Here is a 16,820-nt window from a genome sequence, read left to right as displayed (position 1 = left end):
CCGTGGCGGGCGCCGCGCGGAAAGGCGCGGCGCCCGCCCGGCCTCAGAGCGCGCCCAGTTGCTCCGCCAGGGCCTGCGGGTCCGCGGTCGGCGCCGCGCACACGAAGTGGCGGCAGACGTAGGCCGCGGGGCGGCCGCCCAGCAGCGGACGGTCGGCCAGGAGGGCGTACTCGCCGGCGCCGGGCTCCCCCACGGCCACCACGGCGCCCGGTGCGGTGCCGAGAAGCGCGGTGCGGTGCAGCGCCGCCGTGCCCGGGTCGCCCGCCGGACCGACCACGGCGATCTCGCGCGGGCCGTCGAGCGCCGCCTCCGCGACGGCAAGGCCCCAGCCGATGAACCGCGGCACCCGGCCGCCGAGGGCACCCACCACGCCCAACGCCCGCTCCGCGGCCTCGCGATGGCGCGAGGATCCGGTGTACGCGGCGTACGACAGCAGCGCGCCGGCCGCGGCCGTCCAGCCCGAGGGGGCGGCGTTGTCGGTCGGGTCCTGCGGCCGGCGGATCAGCGTCTCGGCGTCGTCTGCGGTGTCGAAGAGCGTGCCGTCCTCCCCGGTGAAGTGCCGCAGCACGGAGTCGAGAAGGAGCCCCGCGAGGTCCAGCCACACGCCCTCGCCGGTCACCGCGCCGAGCGTGAGGAAGCCCTCCGCGACGTCGGCGTAGTCCTCCAGCACGCCCGCGTTGCCGCCCACCGTGCCGTCCCGCGAGGTCCGGGCGAGCCGGCCGTGCTCGTCCATGTGGACCCGCACCAGCAGGTCCGCGGCCTCGACGGCGGCCGCGACGAGGTCCGGGCGCTCGAAGTAGGCCCCGGTCTCGGCCAGCGCGGCGATCGCCAGTCCGTTCCAGGCGGCGACGACCTTGTCGTCGCGGCCGGGGCGGGGCCGTCCCTCCCGGGCGGCGAACAGCCGCCCGCGCACCGAGGCGATCCGCTCGGCGTCCACGAACCCGGCGTCGGCGGGGAGCTGGAGCACCGACGCGCCCTCCTCGAAGGTGCCGTCCTCCGTCACCCCGAAGTACTCGGCGGCCAGCGCCGCGTCCTCCTTGCCGAGGACCTCCTCCAGCTCCGCCGGAGTCCAGACGTAGAAGGCGCCCTCGCCGTGGCCGCCGCCCGGCTTGTCGCTGTCGGCGTCGAGCGCGGAGGCGAAGCCGCCCTCGTGGGTGCGCAGCTCGCGCAGGAGGAAGTCGGCGGTCTCCAGGGCGACCCGGCGGGCCAGGTCGGAGCCGGTGGCGCGCCACAGGTGGGCGTAGAGCCGGCAGAGCAGCGCGTTGTCGTAGAGCATCTTCTCGAAGTGCGGCACCACCCACGTGCGGTCCACGGCGTAGCGCGCGAAGCCGCCGCCGATCTGGTCGTAGATGCCGCCGCGGGCCATCGCCTCGCAGGTGTCCCGCACCATCTGGAGCGCCCCCTCGGAGGCGGTGCGGGCGTGGTGCCGCAGCAGGAACTCCAGGGCCATCGACGGCGGGAACTTGGGCGCCCCGCCGAACCCGCCGTACGAGGGGTCGTAGTCCCGGGTGAGCCCGAGCAGCGCCGCCGCGAGCTGCTCCTCCCCCGGGGCGGCCGTCCCGTCGAGGGCGAGCGAACGTCCGCCCAGGTCCTTCACGATGCTCGCCGCGACCGCCCCGACCTCGTCGCGCCGCTCGCGCCAGGCCGCCTCGACGCCCTCCAGCACCTGGCGGAAGGAGGGCAAGCCGTGCCGCGGGGCGGGCGGGAAGTAGGTGCCGAAGTAGAACGGCTCGCCCTGCGGCGTCAGGAAGACCGTCATCGGCCAGCCGCCCTGCCCGGTCGCGGCCTGCACGGCCTCCATGTAGACGGCGTCGACGTCGGGGCGTTCCTCGCGGTCGACCTTCACCGGCACGAAGTGCTCGTTGAGGTACGCGGCGGTGGCCTCGTCCTCGAAGGACTCCCTGGCCATGACATGGCACCAGTGGCAGCTGCTGTACCCGACGCTGAGCAGCACCGGCACGCCGCGCTCGCGTGCCTCCGCGAAGGCCGCCTCGCCCCACGGCCACCAGTGCACCGGGTTGTCCGCGTGCTGCAGCAGGTAGGGGGACGTGGATCCGCTCAGTCGATTGGCCATGCCCCCACCCTCACACATCGCCCTGTCCGGCGTCCCGTACCCGCGCGGCGATCCCGGTTGCCCGCGGCAACGGACGTTGTCCGTGGCCGGTCGTGCTGATGGAATCGATCGCCGGACGGTGAGGGCAGAGGGCGACATGCTGGAGACGGTGGGTCTCACGGCGCCGGCCGGTCCCCGGCAGCTCAGAGCGGCGCTGGTGCGGGGGAGCAGCCTGCTGGAGGCGCTCATCGACCTGTTCCAGCACTACTGGGAGGTCGCCGCCCCGCTGCGGGTGACCGAGGAGGGGCAGATCGGGGGCGCGGGTCCGGTGGACCCCGCGGCGCCGGTCGCGGAGGACCGGCACCTGCTGTCCCTGATGGTCGCCGGGATGACCGACGAGGCGATGGCCGGGCAGCTCCGGGTGAGCAAGCGCACCGTCCAGCGGCGCGTCCAGGGCCTGATGAACCTCGCGGGCGTCGCCACCCGCATGCAGCTGGGCTGGCACGCGGCGCGCCGCAACTGGCTCTGAGCGTACGGCGGTACGGGGTCCGCCGGACGGATCCGGCGGGCCCCGCCATGCCGTGCGGCGGCTACTCGAACAGGTAGGCCTTGATCACGGTCTCCCGGAAGGAGTTGCCCGCCGCGTCCTCGACGTGGGTGCGCAGGCTGACCGAACCGCCCGAGAAGCGGCGCGGATGGTCCACGGTCACGGTGCGCTTCACCCCGGAGCCCTTGACCTCGGCCGGGTGCCAGGTCCTGCCCTCGTCGTAGGAGACCTCGGTGGTGAAGGTGCGGACGGCGACTCGGCGGCGCCGACCGGACGCTGGACCAGGACCGGGATGTCGAAGCGGTGTCCTGTCTCGGCCCGGTTCCACTCGTCCAGCCCGGGCGACATGCGCCCCTTGCGCCACGGCGCCTGAACCGCCGGGAACCGTACGGCGGTCGGGTCCGCGGACCCCGGACCCGGCCGTCCGGGGCCGTCCGGCCGCGCACGCGGTGTCGCGATGTGGCGTGTTCGGCAGGACACTTGGGGGCGGGCGGCTACCGAGGGGGCCAGTGGTGACGAAGCAGACGCCGCAACGGCGTACGCAACTGAGCACGTCCGACCGCGCCGAGGTGTTACGGCTGCTGGAACGCGCCGTCGCCGGTGAGCCGCGGGGCGGCCGCTCCGGCGAGACGGAGGAGGCGCTGCGGCAGGCACGGGCGGCGGTCGACGAGTTGGCGGCCGAGGCGGCCGCCGAGTACGCCGCGTACACCGCCGCGCTGGCGGCGGAACGCGCGGGCCGCCGGTCGTCGTTGGTCACCCCGGCGCTGGTGACCGCGGTCGCGGCCGTCGCGGCGTGCGTGGCGGACCTCGGCTGGGGCACCCCGACGTCCACGGCGCTGGGCGTGGGCGGCGTGGTGGCGCTCGCCGGGGCGGCCGTGACGGCCGCGCTGGCGACCGGCGGGGACGGCTCACGGCCGCGGGACCTGCGGCAGGCCTGGCTGGAGGCCGTGGAACAGCGCGGCGTGCGGCCGTTCCTGGAACGCCGGCGCGCCGCACCGGCCCCCGCGAAGGTGCCGGCGCAGCGCCGCACCGACCGCAGCGCCGCCGCGCGGGGGCGCAGCGTCCTGGAGCAGTCCTTCGCCCAGTTGCCCGCCATCGAGGGGCCGTTCGCCGGACGCCGGGACCCGCTGCGGCAGATCGCCCAGTGGGTGCACCAGGCGCGGGTCTCCCCCGCCTCGGAGCCCGTCGTGGTCGTCCTGCACGGCCAGGCCGGTTCGGGGCGCACCACGCTCGCGGTGCGTGCCGCGCAGCAGCTCAGGGACCAGTTCCGCGGCGCCTGCGTCGTCGACCTGCGCGGCGCCGCGCCCGGGGAGCGCCCGCTGCCCGTACGGGACGCGCTGCTGCACCTGCTCAACCGGCTCGGCGCACCCCGCGAACAACTCCTGTTCCGTGAGCGCACCTCCCAGGAGCAGCATCTGCGGCGCCTGGCCGACCAGTACCAGAAACACCTCACCGACGTGCCCGTCGTCATCGTCCTCGACGACGCCGCCGGGCCCGAGCAGGTCCGCGCCCTGGTCCCGGAACGCTCCGACAGCCTCGTCCTCGTCACGTCCGCCGAGCCGCTCGACCTCGACGTACCGGCGGCCCGCGTCTACGCGCTGCCGGTCGACCCGCTCGGCGCGGAGGCCTCGCGGGAACTGCTGGCCGGGCTCGCGCCCGGAGCCGTCACCGCGGACGGCGCCGGTCCCGCCGACGCCGTGCGGCGGCTGTGCGGCGGCCTGCCGCTCGCGCTGCGCATCGCGGGCAGTTCGCTGCCCGACCGGGGCGCGGAGCGCCTGGCGGCCGACCTGGCGGCGTACGGGCCGGTCGGCCCGGTCGACCGGGCGCTGGCACTGCGCTACCGCGACCAGCCCGAGCCGGCCCGCCGGCTGCTGCGGCGGCTGGCGCTCGCCGGGCGCACCAGCCTCGGCGCGGCGGCCGCCGCGGCCCTGCTGGGGGCGGAGGAGCAGGAGGCGGCCCGGCGGCTGGGCGAACTGGCCTCGGCCGGTCTGATCGAGCACGTGCGCGGCAGCCGCTACCGGCTGCACGACCTCGTACGGCGCTTCGCGCACGCGCGCCTGCTCGACGAGGAGGAACCGGCCGAGCGGGCGGCCGCCCAGGAGCGGCTGATCCGCAGCTACGCCGAACTGGCGGACGCGGTCATCCGGCTGGTCGACGGCCGGACCTCGACCCGCGCCGACCGCTTCGGCCCGCAGGGCTTCCCCTCGCTGGACCAGGCGCTGCGCTGGCTGGACGAGGAGTCGAGCTTCATCACCGCGGCGCTGCGGCACTCCGACGGCGTCGACCAGCGCGTGGTGCAGCACCTGCTCGGCGCGCTGTGCGACTACTGCCTGCTCCGCGGCGACCTGTACCGGCTGGGCGAGATCGGCGAGCTGGCCCAGGCGCACCAGCGGGAGGCGGACCAGTCGGTGCTGGTGCGCTCGGTGCAGTGGCGCACCGGCATCGCCGCGCGGCAGCTCGGCGAGCTGGACAAGGCCCGCTCCACGCTGTCCTCGGTGGTCGATCTGTACTTCGAGGCGCAGCACCCGGCGGGCGCGGCCCGTGCCCTGTGCAGCCTGGGCATCACCCTGCACCAGCAGGGCGGCCTGCGGGAGGCGGAGGCCAAACTGCGGGAGGCACTGGAGCTGCAGGCCGGCGACGAGCTGCGGGCCGACCGGGCCTGGACGCAGCACGCGCTGGCGGCGGTACTGCGCGACGCCGGCCGGCTGGCGGAGGCGCACGGGCTGCTGACCGAGTCGCTGACGCTGCACCGGGAGGGCGAGAGCGTGCACGGCGAGGCCTGGGCGCACCTGCAACTGGGCCAGCTGCTGCTGCGGCTCGGCGACGCCGAGCGCGGCGAGCGTGAGCTGCGCACCGCGGGCGAGTGCTACGCCGCGACCCGCGACCCGCGCGGCGAGGCCTGGACCGCCACCCAGCTCGGCCGCGCCCGCCTGCTGCGCGGGGACGCCGGCGCCGCCCAGCACCTGCTGCGCGAGGCCCTGGCCCGCCACCGGGCGAACGAGGACGCCCGCGGCGAGGCGTGGTCGCTGTACTACCTCGGCCAGGCTCTGGAGGAGGGCGGCGAGCTGGACGCGGCCCTGCGGGCCCTGGAGCGCTCCCGGACCATGTTCAGCCGGATGCGGGACGTCTACGGGCTGGCCTGCGCCCGCCACCACTCGGCGCGCGTCACCCGCGACCAGCGGGCGGCGCTCACCGGCAACCTGCGCAACAGCGGCTTCGCCCGCCAGCTCCTGCAGGACGCCCGGGCCGACTTCCACCGCGCCGGGGTGCCGCACGGCGAGGGCTGGTCCTGTGTGGAGCTCGCCGTCATCGACGCCGGCAACGGCCGGGTCCCGGCGGCCCTGGAACTCGTCCGGGAGGCGGAGCGGCACTTCGCCGGCATCGACGACCGGCGCGGCCTGGCGTGGGCGCGGTTCCTGCAGTGCACGCTGCTGCCGCTGCTCTCGCGCGAGGGCGCCGCCGAGGCCCGAGAGCGGCTCGCCCGGCTGGCGGACGACGTGTACGTGGGGCGCGACCTCGACCTGCAGGAGTACGCGGAGGCCTACGCCCTGCTGCTGGAGCGGGGGGTGGAGCCGGGCACGCCGTGGGAGGCCTGGCGGCTGGGCATGGTGCCGTCGCGGGGCGCCCGCATGGTGATGGCCGTACCGGTGGACCGGGCGGTGGAGGGCTGAGGGCCCGGCCCAGCGTGTCACCGGCCGCGCGGCGTCCCGCGGGCGACAATCGCGACGGGGACCGACCGCGAGAGGACGAACCATGGACCGGCTGCCCGCTGAGCTCCAGCCCATCCGCGACCGGGAGCTTGCGCTGCCGCGCGAGGCCAGCGTCTACCACGAGAGCCCGGTGCGGCACACGATCACCTTCGCGTGGGAGGCACCGGACGGCGCCGACGACGGCCTCGCCGTGATCGTCTCCAGCGGCATGCTCCCCGTCCCCGCCGTCGGCGGGCACGTCGCCGTGCACGGCCACGACGTACGGGTGGTCGCGGTGCGGACCTCGTACACCCGCTCGGACGACGAGGGCGTCCCGCTGCTCTTCACACGGGTCACGGTCGCCGCGCCGCGGTGAGCGCGCCGCCGCACCCGCTCCCGGGCGGGAGGGGGTGCGGCGGCGTGCCTCAGCCCTTGCGGCTGCCCGGGCCCTCGGAGCCGGAGGCGGCGGAGGCGGCCTCTGCCCGCTCCGACTGCGGCTCCGACTGCTCCGTCCGCTGCGGCTGCTCCTCGAAGTCGATCTTCTTGAACTGCTTGTTCATGTTCTTCATCAGCCACCACAGGGAGAAGCCGATGAGGGCGAAGATGACGAAGCCGAGGAGACCGGGCGTCACCTTGTTCTCGTCCAGGTCCTTGGCGGCCAGGGGGACGAGCTGGGCTGCGGCAGAGCCGAATGTCGCGTTCACGCGCTCAATTCTCCCGGATGCCCGCGAAGAGGTCGTCCTCGGGGAGGGAGGTGTCCACCCGGGACTGCGCGAGCTCGTAGTCCTCGGTGGGCCAGACCTCCTTCTGGAGCTCCATCGGGACGTGGAACCAGGAGCCGTCTGGGTCGATCTGGGTGGCGTGCGCGAGCAGCGCCTTGTCCCGGATCTCGAAGAAGTCGGCGCACGGCACATGCGTGGTGATGTTGCGCTCCGGCCGGTCGGCGGTCTGCCAGCGCTCCAGCCACTCGCCGTACGGGGACTCCAGCCCGCGGGCGAGCAGCGCCTCGTGCAGGGCGACGGTCCGCTGCCGGTTGAAGCCCTGGTTGTAGTAGAGCTTCAGCGGAGTCCACGGCTCGCCGGCCTCGGGGTAGCGCTCCGGGTCGCCCGCGGCGTCGAAGGCGACCACCGAGATCTTGTAGGTCATGATGTGGTCGGGGTGCGGGTAGCCGCCGTTCTCGTCGTACGTGGTGATCACGTGCGGGCGGAACTCGCGGATGAGCTTCACCAGGGTCCCCGCGGCCTCGTCCACGTCCTGGAGGGCGAAGCAGCCCTCGGGCAGCGGGGGCAGCGGGTCGCCCTCGGGGAGCCCGGAGTCGACGTAGCCGAGCCAGGACTGCCGGACGCCGAGAATCTGGCGCGCCTCGTCCATCTCCTTGGCGCGGACCTCGTGGATGTGCTCCTCGATGTACGTGTCGCCCTGCAGTTTGGGGTTGAGCACGGAACCGCGCTCGCCACCGGTGCAGGTGGCGACCAGGACGTCGACGCCCTCGGAGACGTACTTGGCCATGGTGGCCGCGCCCTTGCTGGACTCGTCGTCGGGGTGTGCGTGCACGGCCATCAGTCGCAGCTGCTCGGTCAAGGTCGGTCCTCAGTCATGGGTCGTAAGTAGCGGCTTCTATAGTGACCGAAGCGAGGGGCTGTTTGATTCCAAGGCGGGATTCCGCGGGCCCCGGGAGGACTGGATGATGAGCGCGGGGCCTGACGGACTGCCCGAGGGACGCTACGGGCGGGGTGCCGACGCCGACGCGCGCGCGGACCGCAGACTGCGGCTGGTCGGCTCGGTGCTCGGTGTCGTCCTGCTGCTGTTCGTCGGCTGGATCGGCTGGGACAAGCTCACCGGCAGCGAGGTCAGCGCCGAGGTGATCAAGTTCAAGGTCGTGACCGACCAGGAGGTCCAGGCCCACATCGAGGTGCGCAAGGACGCCGGGATCACGGCGGTGTGCACCCTGCGTTCGCTCGCCGAGGACCACGGCGAGGTCGGCCGTAAGGATGTTCGCCTCAATCAGCACACCAGTCGCATCGACACCGTCGTCACCATTCGCACCACGAGTCGCGGCACTTCCGCCGAACTGGTCGGCTGCCAACCCGCCGACTGATCCGACCTGCCCGGCCATTCGCCTCGTGACCTGGGTCTATGGCCTCCTGATGATTTCCCTCTCGCCCTTTGTCGGGGGGAATTGTTACGCTCGTGGTTTCGCCCTCCCGCGAAGACGCATCTTTCTGGGTAGGGCGTTCATTTGTAAGCAAGCGAGTTCGAGTACCGACGAGGAGCACCTGTGACCCAGACCAGCGAGAACGTCACCTGGCTGACCCAGGAGGCGTACGACCAGCTCAAGGCCGAGCTGGAGCATCTGTCGGGTCCCGCACGCGCCGAGATCGTCGCCAAGATCGAGGAAGCCCGCCAGGAAGGCGATCTCAAGGAGAACGCCGGCTACCACGCGGCACGCGAGGACCAGGGCAAGCTGGAGCTCCGGATCCGCCAGCTGACGCAGCTCCTGCAGCACGCCAAGGTGGGCGAGGCCCCGGCGGACAACGGCGTGGTGGCGCCCGGCATGGTCGTGACGATCGCCTTCGACGGCGACCCGGACGACACCCTGAAGTTCCTGCTCGGCTCGCGTGAGTACGTCTCCTCCGAGCTGGAGACCTACTCCCCGCAGTCCCCGCTCGGCGCGGGTGTGAACGGCAAGAAGATCGGCGAGGACGCTTCGTACGAGCTGCCGAACGGCAGGAAGGCCTCGGTGAAGATCCTCGACGCCAAGCCGCACAGCGGCTGACGCCGCCCCCGGAACGCGGACGAGCCCCCGGCCTCACGGCCGGGGGCTCGTTGCGTGCCGCGGGCGTGCGCCCGCGGGCCGGGGATCAGGCGGTCGCCGAGCGGTACTTGCGCACCGCCAGGGTCCGGAAGACCAGGATGATCACGATCGACCACAGCACCGAGGCGAGTACCGGGTGCTGCATCGGCCAGACGTCCGGCGTCCGGTAGCCGGGCGGAAGGTTGCCGAACAGCTCCCGGCAGGCCAGCACGGTGGCGCTGAACGGGTTCCACTCGGCGATGTGCCGCAGCCAGGGGGTCATCTGGTTGGAGTCCACGAAGGCGTTCGAGATGAACGTCAGCGGGAACAGCCAGATCAGACCGCCCGAGGTGGCCGCCTCCGGGGTGCGCACGGACAGGCCGATCAGGGCGCCGATCCAGGAGAAGGCGTAGCCGAGCAGGAGCAGCAGGCCGAACGCCGCGATCGCCTTGGGCAGGCCCTCGTGGACGCGCCAGCCGACGAGTACGGCGACGATCGCGAGCACCACGACCGTGAGGGCCGTCTGCACCAGGTCCGCCAGCGTGCGGCCGGTGAGCACCGCGCCGCGGGCCATGGGCAGCGACCGGAAGCGGTCGATGAGGCCCTTGTGCATGTCGTCCGCGATGCCCGCGCCGGCGCCCGCGGTGGCGAAGGTCACGGTCTGGGCGAAGATGCCCGCCATCAGGAACTCGCGGTAGAGCGCGGGGCTGGTGGAGCCGCCGACGTTCATGGAGCCGCCGAAGACGTAGCTGAACAGCACCACGAACATGATCGGCTGCACAAGGCCGAAGATCACGACCTCGGGGATGCGCAGCATGCGGATCAGATTGCGCCGGGCGACCACGAGCGAGTCGCGTACGGACTGCACGATCGCGTTGGAGGTGCGCGGCGCGCTGGTGGAGACCGCGTCGGTCACCGTGGTCACTGGGACTCCTCTTCCTTCTCCTCGGCGGCGTGGCCGGTGAGGGACATGAACACGTCGTCGAGCGTGGGCCGGCGCAGACCGATGTCGTCGATCTCGATGCCGCGGGTGTCGAGCTCGCGGATGACCTCGGCGAGCAGCTTGGCGCCGCCCGAGACGGGGACGGTGATCCGCCGGGTGTGGTTGTCGACGGTGGTCTCGCCCTTGCCGAAGCCGTCCAGCACCTCGGTGGCGGTCACCAGGTGGTCGCGGTCGTGGACGACGACCTCGACGCGCTCGCCGCCCGTCCGGGCCTTCAGCTCGTCCGAGGTGCCGCGGGCGATGACCTTGCCGTGGTCGATCACGCAGATGTCGTGGGCGAGGTGGTCGGCCTCCTCCAGGTACTGCGTGGTGAGCAGCAGCGTGGTGCCGCCGGCGACCAGGTCCTGGATGACCTCCCACAGCGCGAGGCGGTTGCGGGGGTCGAGGCCGGTGGTCGGCTCGTCCATGAACATCACCGGCGGCCTGACGACCAGCGCGGCGGCCAGGTCGAGCCGGCGCCGCATGCCGCCGGAGTAGGTCTTGGCCGTGCGGTCGGCGGCCTCGGCGAGGTTGAAGCGCTCGAGCAGCTCCGCCGCACGGGCCTTCGCGTCCCTGGCGCTCATCTGGTACAGCTGGCCGACCATCTGCAGGTTCTCTCGGCCGGTCAGGTACTCGTCGACCGCCGCGAACTGGCCGGACAGGCCGATCCGCCGGCGCACCTCGTTGGGGTGCTTCAGCACGTCTATGCCGGCCACGACCGCCTTGCCGCTGTCGGGCTGCAGCAGGGTGGTCAGGACGCGCACGGCGGTCGTCTTCCCGGCCCCGTTGGGGCCGAGGAGGCCCAGGACGGTCCCCTCAGGGACGTCGAGGTCCACTCCGTCCAGTGCCCGTACGTCGCCGAAGGTCTTCACCAGACCTTCGGCATGGATGGCGCCTGGCATGCGATGTCTCCGATTCGGGGCTGGGGTGCATGGGGACAGTGGGGTGCGGCACACGGCCATGCGGCAGCGCACCACGATGTGTCGCGAGCATCCCAGACGCGATATATCGCGTCAAGCGGATTTGTTCGCGCTCCGCCCTCACGCGCCGTCCCGCGTCCACGACACCCGACTGACTCCACCATGCCGCACACCACTGACAATCCGGCCCGAACAGCCTCAGAGCAGCACGTACCCCGCCGTCCGCAACGCCTCCGCCACGGCCGCCCGGTGCTCGGGACCGCGGGTCTCCAGGTGCAGCTCCACCTCGGCCTCGGTCAGCCCCAACCGAGGATCCGTGCGGACGTGTGCGATGTCCAGCACGTTTGCGTCACTCGCGGAAAGGATCTCCAGCAGTGCCGCCAGGGCCCCCGGCCGGTCCGTGAGCCGCAGCCGGAAGGACATGTAGCGCCCGGCGGCCGCCATGCCGTGCCGCAGGGTGCGCTCCATCAGCAGCGGGTCGATGTTGCCGCCGGACAGCACGGCCACCACCGGCCCCTCGAAGGACTCCGGCCGCGACAGCAGCGCCGCCACCGGGCTCGCCCCGGCCGGCTCGACCACCAGCTTCGCCCGCTCCAGGCAGAGCAGCAGCGCGGCGGACAGCTCGTCCTCGCTGACCGTGCGCACCTCGTCCACCAGATCCCGGACGATGGAGAACGGCACATCCCCCGGGCGGCCCACCTTGATCCCGTCCGCCATGGTCGCCACCGAGTCCAGCGCCACCGGCCGCCCCGCCGCCAGCGACGGCGGGTACGCGGCCGCGCCCGCCGCCTGCACGCCGACGACCCGCACCTCCGGACGCACCGACTTCACCGCCACCGCCACACCGGCCGCGAGGCCGCCGCCGCCCATCCCCACGACGATCGTGCGCACCTCAGGGCACTGGTCCAGGATCTCCAGACCCACCGTGCCCTGCCCCGCGACGATGTCCGGGTGGTCGAAGGGGTGGATGAAGACCGCGCCCGTCTCCTCCGCGTACTCCTGGGCGGCGCGCAGCGTCTCGTCGAAGACGTGCCCGTGCAACCGCACCTCCGCCCCGTAGTCGCGGGTCGCCGCGACCTTCGGCAGCGGGGCGCCGGACGGCATGAAGACGGTGGAGCGCACCCCGAGCAGCGACGCGGCCAGCGCGACGCCCTGCGCGTGGTTGCCGGCGCTCGCCGCGACGACGCCCGCCGCGCGCTCCTCCTGCCGCAGACCGGCGATCCGCACATAGGCGCCGCGCACCTTGAACGAGCCCGTGCGCTGCAGGTTCTCGCACTTCAGGTGCACCGGCACGGCCACCAGACGGGACAACTGCCGGCTGCCCTCCATGGGCGTCACACGGGCCACGCCGGACAGCATCTTGTGCGCGCCGCGCACATCGTCGATGGTGACCGGGCACGGCCGCGCGCCAATCGTCGCGCGGGTCGTGCGACGGGCCTGACTTGCGGGGCTTTCCATGGTCCCCAGTCTTGCAGCAGCGGCCGGCGCCCGGACCGGCCGAGGAGTTTTCCGCGGCGGGGTCCCGGGATGACGCTCTCCGCGTACTCTTCTCCCAACCTTCGCAGGACCGACAGAACGCGAGCTTCCGGCCATGCCCATTCCCCCCTCGGAGATCACGACCGACCTCCTGGAGCGCCTGCAGCACGAGGTGGCGCTCTTCGCCCGCCGCGCGGAACAGACGCGCCTCGGTGGCGTCGGCAAGGCCCGCAACTCCATGGACCGGGCCGCGTACCTGCTGCTCCACCGCCTGGACAACGAGGGCCCGATGGGCGTCAAGGCGCTCGCGGAGGGCATGGGCATCGACTCGTCCACCGTCACGCGGCAGGTCGCCCCGCTCGTCGACAGCGGCCTCGTCAAGCGCACCTCCCACCCCGAGGACGGGCGGGCGGTCGTGCTCGCGCTCTCCCCGCGCGGGCGTTCGCGCCTGGAGGAGGTCCGCAGCTCGCGGCAGCGGCTCATGGAGGTCGTGACCGAGGACTGGACGCCCCAGGAGCGCGAATCCTTCACCGACCTCCTCGGCCGGTTCAACTCCGCGCTGGCGCAGTACCACTCGTCCGTCACGCAGGGAGACGAGCAGAACTCTTGACCTGAGGTGGCCGTCTGCCGTCCCATGGCGCTGTGGGAGAGCGCCGGGAGGCAGCGGAACGCCTGCGCGAAGCCGAGTTCGAGGCCTTCGCGGCGGGCGCGGCAGGGCGGTTGCTGCACGTCGCCGTCCTGCTCACGGGGGACCGGACCGAGGGGACCGAGCTGCTCTGCGCCGCCCTGTCGCGCACCTACGCCGACTGGTTCCGGATGCGCGGCGAGGACCCGTACGCCTTCACCCGCGCCGAGATCGTCCGCCGCTTCGCCCACCGGCCCTGGTGGCGGCGCCCCCGCGGCGGGGTGCTCGGGGTGCTCAACGCGCGCGAGCGGCTGGTGATCGTGCTGCGGCTGTACGAGGGCATCGCCGAGGAACAGGCCGCCGCGCAGCTCGGCATGCCCTCGGAACGCGTACGGACGACCACGCTGCGGGCCACCGCGGCCCTGCGCAGCCGGCGCCCCCGCGGCGGGGCGGCGCCCCGCTTCCGGGAGGCCGCGTCATGAGCCCGTACGACCGCAAGGAGGACGAGGTCCGCCGACTGCTCGACGGGCCGCACCCCGGAGTCCCCGTGGACCTCGCCCCGCGCGCCGCGGAACGCGGCCGCCGCGTCCTGACGCGGCGCCGCGTGCTGCACGCCGTGCTGTGGGGGCTGCTCGTCGTGGGGGCCGTCGTCGCGCTCGTCCTCGCGGCGCGCTGGTGGCCGGCGGCGGAACCGCTCGACACGACCCCCTCCGGGTGGTGACCGGGGTCGGTTGTTGCGGCGCGTCGTCAGCCGGCCGCGAGGGGCACCCCCCGAGCACGGTGCGGCGCAGCGCTACGCGCCCAGCGCCTGGCGGAGGTCCTCCAACAGATCGTCGACGGACTCGATACCCACGGACAGCCGCACCAGATCCGCCGGCACCTCCAGCGCGGAGCCCGCGACCGACGCGTGCGTCATGCGGCCCGGGTGCTCGATGAGGGACTCGACGCCGCCCAGGGACTCGCCCAGCGTGAAGAGCCGCGCCCGGTTGCAGACCTCGACGGCCGCCTCCTCGCCGCCCGCGACGCGGAAGGACACCATGCCGCCGAACCGCTTCATCTGCTTGGCCGCGATGTCGTGCCCCGCGTGCTCGGGCAGCCCCGGGTAGTAGACCTGGGTGACCTTCGGGTGCAGCGAGAGCAGCTCCGCGACCCGGGCCGCGTTGTCGCTGTGCCGGTCCATGCGGACGGCGAGCGTCTTGATGCCCCGCATCACCAGCCACGCGTCGAAGGGGCCGGCGACGGCGCCCATCGCGTTCTGGTGGTAGGCCAGTTCCTCGCCGAGCCCCGCTTCGGCCGCGACCAGCGCGCCGCCGACGACGTCCGAGTGCCCGCCCATGTACTTGGTGGTGGAGTGCACGACGACGTCCGCGCCGAGCGCCAGCGGCTGCTGCAGGTAGGGGCTGGCGAAGGTGTTGTCGACGACGAGCCGGGCGTCCGCGCCGCGCGCGATGTCCGCGAGGGCCGCGATGTCGGTGATCCCGAGCAGCGGGTTGCTGGGCGTCTCGACCCAGATCATCCGGGTCTCGGGGCGCAGCGCGGCCCGGACGGCCGCCGGGTCGGAGGTGTCGGCGACCGACCACCGCACACCCCAGCGCTCGACGACCTTGGCGAAGAGGCGGAAGGTGCCGCCGTAGGCGTCGTTGGGGATGACCACGTGGTCGCCGGGCTTCAGTACCGTGCGCAGCAGGCAGTCCTCGGCGGCCAGGCCGGACGCGAACGCCAGGCCGCGTCGGCCGCCCTCGAGCGCCGCGAGGTTCTCCTCCAGCGCGGTGCGGGTCGGGTTGGCGGAGCGGCTGTACTCGTAGCCGCCGCGCAGGCCGCCGACCCCGTCCTGCTTGTACGTGGAGACCTGGTAGATCGGCGTGACGACGGCCCCGGTCCGGGCGTCGGCCGGCTGACCCGCGTGAATCGCGAGGGTCTCGAAATTCTGGTGCTGCTGCTCGCTCATACCGCCGAGCGTAGTGCGCGCCGCGGGCCGGGGCGCGCCTGCCGGGCCCGCGTACGCTTGTGCATCATGGAATTCCTGTGGGTGCTGTACGGCGTTCTGCTGATCTCCGCGATCGTGCTGGTGCCCCGCATGCTGCGCGGTCGCGGCGCGCGGGCCGTCGCCGCGGTCGATCCCGCCCGGTACGGCTTCGTGCCCCGGGAGGAGATCGACATCCGGCTGCCGGGGCCGGACGACGAGCTGACGCAGGCGCTGACCGTGACGCAGCGCACCCAGGACTGGCGCGCGGTCGCCGCGCTCCTCAAGGGCACCCCGGCCGAGGGCGAGCTGCGCTGGCAGCGGGTGCAGACCCTGGCGGGCGCCGCGGCGGTCGAGCTGGCCCAGTCCCCCGGCACGGGCGGAGCGTGGCTGCGCACCTGGCGGGTCGAGGACGCCAAGGACGCCGGCGGGGCGGCCGTCCACGCGGCGTTCCTGGTGCAGCGGGCCCGGCGCGAGCCGGCCGGCTCCCCGGACGTGCGGATGATCCTGGAGGAGGCCCGCACGGTCGCCGACGAGGCCGCGCTGCTCGCGCCGGGCGACCCCGTGCCGTACATCGTCGCGCTCGCCGCCGACGGGGACTTCGCCGCCGCCTGGGAGAAGATCGTCTCCCGCGCCCCGCACCACATGGGCGCCCACCTGACGGCCCTGGCCCGGCTGCCGGAGGACGCCGCACGCGACTTCGCCGAGCGGGCCGCCTCCTCCGCGCCCGAGGGAAGCCTGCTGCCGGCGCTGCCGCTCTTCGAGGTCTTCGCGCACCTGCCGGACGTCATCCTGGTGCGCAGCCTCTTCGAGAGCGAGGTCGTCTCCCGCGCCATCGGCGGCGCCCTCTACGCCACCGAGCACGCCTCCCCCTCCGACGCGGTGCTGCCCGTGGTGCGGCACCTGCTGGCGGCGTTCCTGCTGCGCGCGGAGCGCTTCCCGGAGGCGGTCGAGCAGTTCCGCGCCGTCGACGGCTACGCGGGGGCGGCCCCGTGGGCCCACGACGCCGACCCCGCCGCGTCGTACACCGCCCACCGGGCGCAGGCGCTCGCGGGGCTGGAGCGGGACTCCGTGCGGGGGCGCACCCGTTGACGCCGCGCCTGCCCTCCCGTGAGGAGGCGATACCGGGCCGGCCCGCACCCCTGTACACGGTGCCCGTCCGGCACACCGTGCTCGGCCGGCCGCTCACCGGCCCGTACCCGGCCGACCTGGAGGTCGCCGACTTCGCACTGGGCTGCTTCTGGGGCGCCGAGCGGGTCTTCTGGCGGACGCCGGGCGTGTGGACGACCCTGGTCGGCTACGAGGGCGGGTACACGGAGAATCCGACGTACGAGGAGGTCTGCAGCGGCCTCACCGGCCACGCCGAGGCCGTGCGCGTCGTCTTCGACCCCGCGCTGATCACGTACGCGGAACTGCTGAAGGTGTTCTGGGAGGCCCACGACCCCACCCAGGGCCACCGCCAGGGCAACGACATCGGCACGCAGTACCGCTCGGCGGTCTACACCCACTCCCCCGAGCAGCGCGCCACCGCCCTCGCCTCCCGCGAGGCCTACCAGTCCGCCCTGCGCGCCAGGGGGCACGGCACCATCACCACGGCGATCGTCCCCGCGGGCCCCTTCCACCCCGCCGAGGCGTACCACCAGCAGTACCTGGACAAGAACCCCGGCGGCTACTGCGGCATCGAGGGGACGGGCGTGACCTGCCCGGTCGGCATCGCGAAGGCCGGTGACTGAGGCCTTCGCGCGGGTCCCGGCCCGCGGCGGGAAATTCG

At 73.7% G+C, this 16,820-nt stretch carries 18 protein-coding genes; 10 read left to right on the top strand and 8 right to left on the bottom strand.

Annotated features, from left to right (window positions below; genetic code table 11):
• Window positions 1–43: 43 nt before the first annotated feature.
• Entirely contained in the window at window positions 44–2,074 is a 2,031-nt protein-coding gene (locus B085_RS0125095; protein ID WP_018561360.1) for a thioredoxin domain-containing protein, read from the bottom strand.
• A gap of 118 nt (window positions 2,075–2,192) precedes the next feature.
• On the opposite strand from B085_RS0125095, the gene B085_RS0125090 reads away from it, so the two are divergent.
• The gene (locus tag B085_RS0125090) at window positions 2,193–2,582 is read left to right on the top strand and encodes a helix-turn-helix transcriptional regulator (RefSeq protein WP_234018650.1); all 390 of its coding nucleotides are present in this window, start codon (window positions 2,193–2,195) and stop codon (window positions 2,580–2,582) included.
• Between the two features lie 61 nt (window positions 2,583–2,643).
• Here the strand turns inward: B085_RS0125090 and B085_RS49510 are convergent, their stop codons facing one another.
• On the bottom strand, window positions 2,644–2,928 hold the full coding sequence (locus B085_RS49510; protein WP_158689821.1) for a hypothetical protein: 285 nt from the start codon (window positions 2,926–2,928) through the stop codon (window positions 2,644–2,646).
• Between the two features lie 181 nt (window positions 2,929–3,109).
• Between B085_RS49510 and B085_RS0125080 the strand changes: the two genes are divergently transcribed.
• The gene (locus B085_RS0125080; protein ID WP_018561357.1) at window positions 3,110–6,271 is read left to right on the top strand and encodes a tetratricopeptide repeat protein; all 3,162 of its coding nucleotides are present in this window, start codon (window positions 3,110–3,112) and stop codon (window positions 6,269–6,271) included.
• A gap of 82 nt (window positions 6,272–6,353) precedes the next feature.
• Window positions 6,354–6,665: a hypothetical protein gene (locus B085_RS0125075; protein WP_018561356.1), complete on the top strand. Its 312-nt coding sequence runs from the start codon at window positions 6,354–6,356 to the stop codon at window positions 6,663–6,665.
• A 49-nt stretch (window positions 6,666–6,714) separates the two neighbouring features.
• On the opposite strand, the gene B085_RS0125070 is transcribed toward B085_RS0125075, so the two are convergent.
• Together B085_RS0125070 and mca are read right to left on the bottom strand one after the other, a co-directional pair.
• Entirely contained in the window at window positions 6,715–6,993 is a 279-nt protein-coding gene (locus tag B085_RS0125070; protein WP_018561355.1) for a hypothetical protein, read from the bottom strand.
• A gap of 4 nt (window positions 6,994–6,997) precedes the next feature.
• Window positions 6,998–7,870 carry a mycothiol conjugate amidase Mca gene (mca, locus tag B085_RS0125065; protein WP_018561354.1) on the bottom strand — a complete coding sequence of 291 codons (873 nt, stop codon included), beginning with the start codon at window positions 7,868–7,870 and terminating at the stop codon, window positions 6,998–7,000.
• Between the two features lie 106 nt (window positions 7,871–7,976).
• On the opposite strand from mca, the gene B085_RS0125060 reads away from it, so the two are divergent.
• The gene (locus B085_RS0125060) at window positions 7,977–8,387 is read left to right on the top strand and encodes a DUF4307 domain-containing protein (protein ID WP_018561353.1); all 411 of its coding nucleotides are present in this window, start codon (window positions 7,977–7,979) and stop codon (window positions 8,385–8,387) included.
• 180 nt (window positions 8,388–8,567) lie between these two features.
• A complete protein-coding gene (greA, locus tag B085_RS0125055; RefSeq protein ID WP_018561352.1) occupies window positions 8,568–9,065 on the top strand; it encodes a transcription elongation factor GreA in 498 nt (165 codons plus the stop codon).
• 85 nt (window positions 9,066–9,150) lie between these two features.
• On the opposite strand, the gene B085_RS0125050 is transcribed toward greA, so the two are convergent.
• The 3 genes from B085_RS0125050 to ilvA all read right to left on the bottom strand — a co-directional run bounded on the left by B085_RS0125050 (window position 9,151) and on the right by ilvA (window position 12,344).
• Window positions 9,151–10,008: an ABC transporter permease gene (locus B085_RS0125050; RefSeq protein ID WP_018561351.1), complete on the bottom strand. Its 858-nt coding sequence runs from the start codon at window positions 10,006–10,008 to the stop codon at window positions 9,151–9,153.
• Window positions 10,005–10,967, bottom strand: coding sequence for a daunorubicin resistance protein DrrA family ABC transporter ATP-binding protein (locus tag B085_RS0125045; RefSeq protein ID WP_026251409.1), 963 nt, complete (start codon window positions 10,965–10,967; stop codon window positions 10,005–10,007). The genes B085_RS0125050 and B085_RS0125045 overlap by 4 nt, the downstream gene beginning before the upstream one ends.
• 216 nt (window positions 10,968–11,183) lie before the next feature.
• Complete coding sequence (gene ilvA, locus B085_RS0125040) at window positions 11,184–12,344, bottom strand: threonine ammonia-lyase (protein ID WP_234018654.1); 1,161 nt, start codon at window positions 12,342–12,344, stop codon at window positions 11,184–11,186.
• 232 nt (window positions 12,345–12,576) lie between these two features.
• On the opposite strand from ilvA, the gene B085_RS0125035 reads away from it, so the two are divergent.
• The 3 genes from B085_RS0125035 to B085_RS48235 are packed head-to-tail and all read left to right on the top strand — an operon-like array spanning window position 12,577 to window position 13,807.
• The gene (locus tag B085_RS0125035; protein ID WP_018561348.1) at window positions 12,577–13,071 is read left to right on the top strand and encodes a MarR family winged helix-turn-helix transcriptional regulator; all 495 of its coding nucleotides are present in this window, start codon (window positions 12,577–12,579) and stop codon (window positions 13,069–13,071) included.
• 32 nt (window positions 13,072–13,103) lie between these two features.
• Window positions 13,104–13,568 carry a sigma factor-like helix-turn-helix DNA-binding protein gene (locus tag B085_RS0125030; protein WP_018561347.1) on the top strand — a complete coding sequence of 155 codons (465 nt, stop codon included), beginning with the start codon at window positions 13,104–13,106 and terminating at the stop codon, window positions 13,566–13,568.
• Window positions 13,565–13,807, top strand: a complete 243-nt coding sequence (locus B085_RS48235; RefSeq protein ID WP_018561346.1) for a hypothetical protein — start codon at window positions 13,565–13,567, stop codon at window positions 13,805–13,807. The genes B085_RS0125030 and B085_RS48235 overlap by 4 nt, the downstream gene beginning before the upstream one ends.
• Before the next feature lie 72 nt (window positions 13,808–13,879).
• Here the strand turns inward: B085_RS48235 and B085_RS0125020 are convergent, their stop codons facing one another.
• On the bottom strand, window positions 13,880–15,034 hold the full coding sequence (locus tag B085_RS0125020) for a cystathionine gamma-synthase (RefSeq protein ID WP_018561345.1): 1,155 nt from the start codon (window positions 15,032–15,034) through the stop codon (window positions 13,880–13,882).
• 66 nt (window positions 15,035–15,100) lie between these two features.
• On the opposite strand from B085_RS0125020, the gene B085_RS0125015 reads away from it, so the two are divergent.
• Both B085_RS0125015 and msrA read left to right on the top strand, forming a co-directional pair.
• A complete protein-coding gene (locus tag B085_RS0125015; RefSeq protein WP_026251407.1) occupies window positions 15,101–16,141 on the top strand; it encodes a membrane protein in 1,041 nt (346 codons plus the stop codon).
• Window positions 16,138–16,782: a peptide-methionine (S)-S-oxide reductase MsrA gene (gene msrA, locus B085_RS0125010; protein WP_026251406.1), complete on the top strand. Its 645-nt coding sequence runs from the start codon at window positions 16,138–16,140 to the stop codon at window positions 16,780–16,782. The genes B085_RS0125015 and msrA overlap by 4 nt, the downstream gene beginning before the upstream one ends.
• Window positions 16,783–16,820: the final 38 nt, after the last annotated feature.

Origin of the sequence: Streptomyces sp. BoleA5 (assembly GCF_000373665.1) — a bacterium.
Classification (GTDB): domain Bacteria; phylum Actinomycetota; class Actinomycetes; order Streptomycetales; family Streptomycetaceae; genus Actinacidiphila.
Note: the sequence above shows the minus strand (reverse complement) of the source record. Positions and strands in the feature narration are given on the sequence as shown.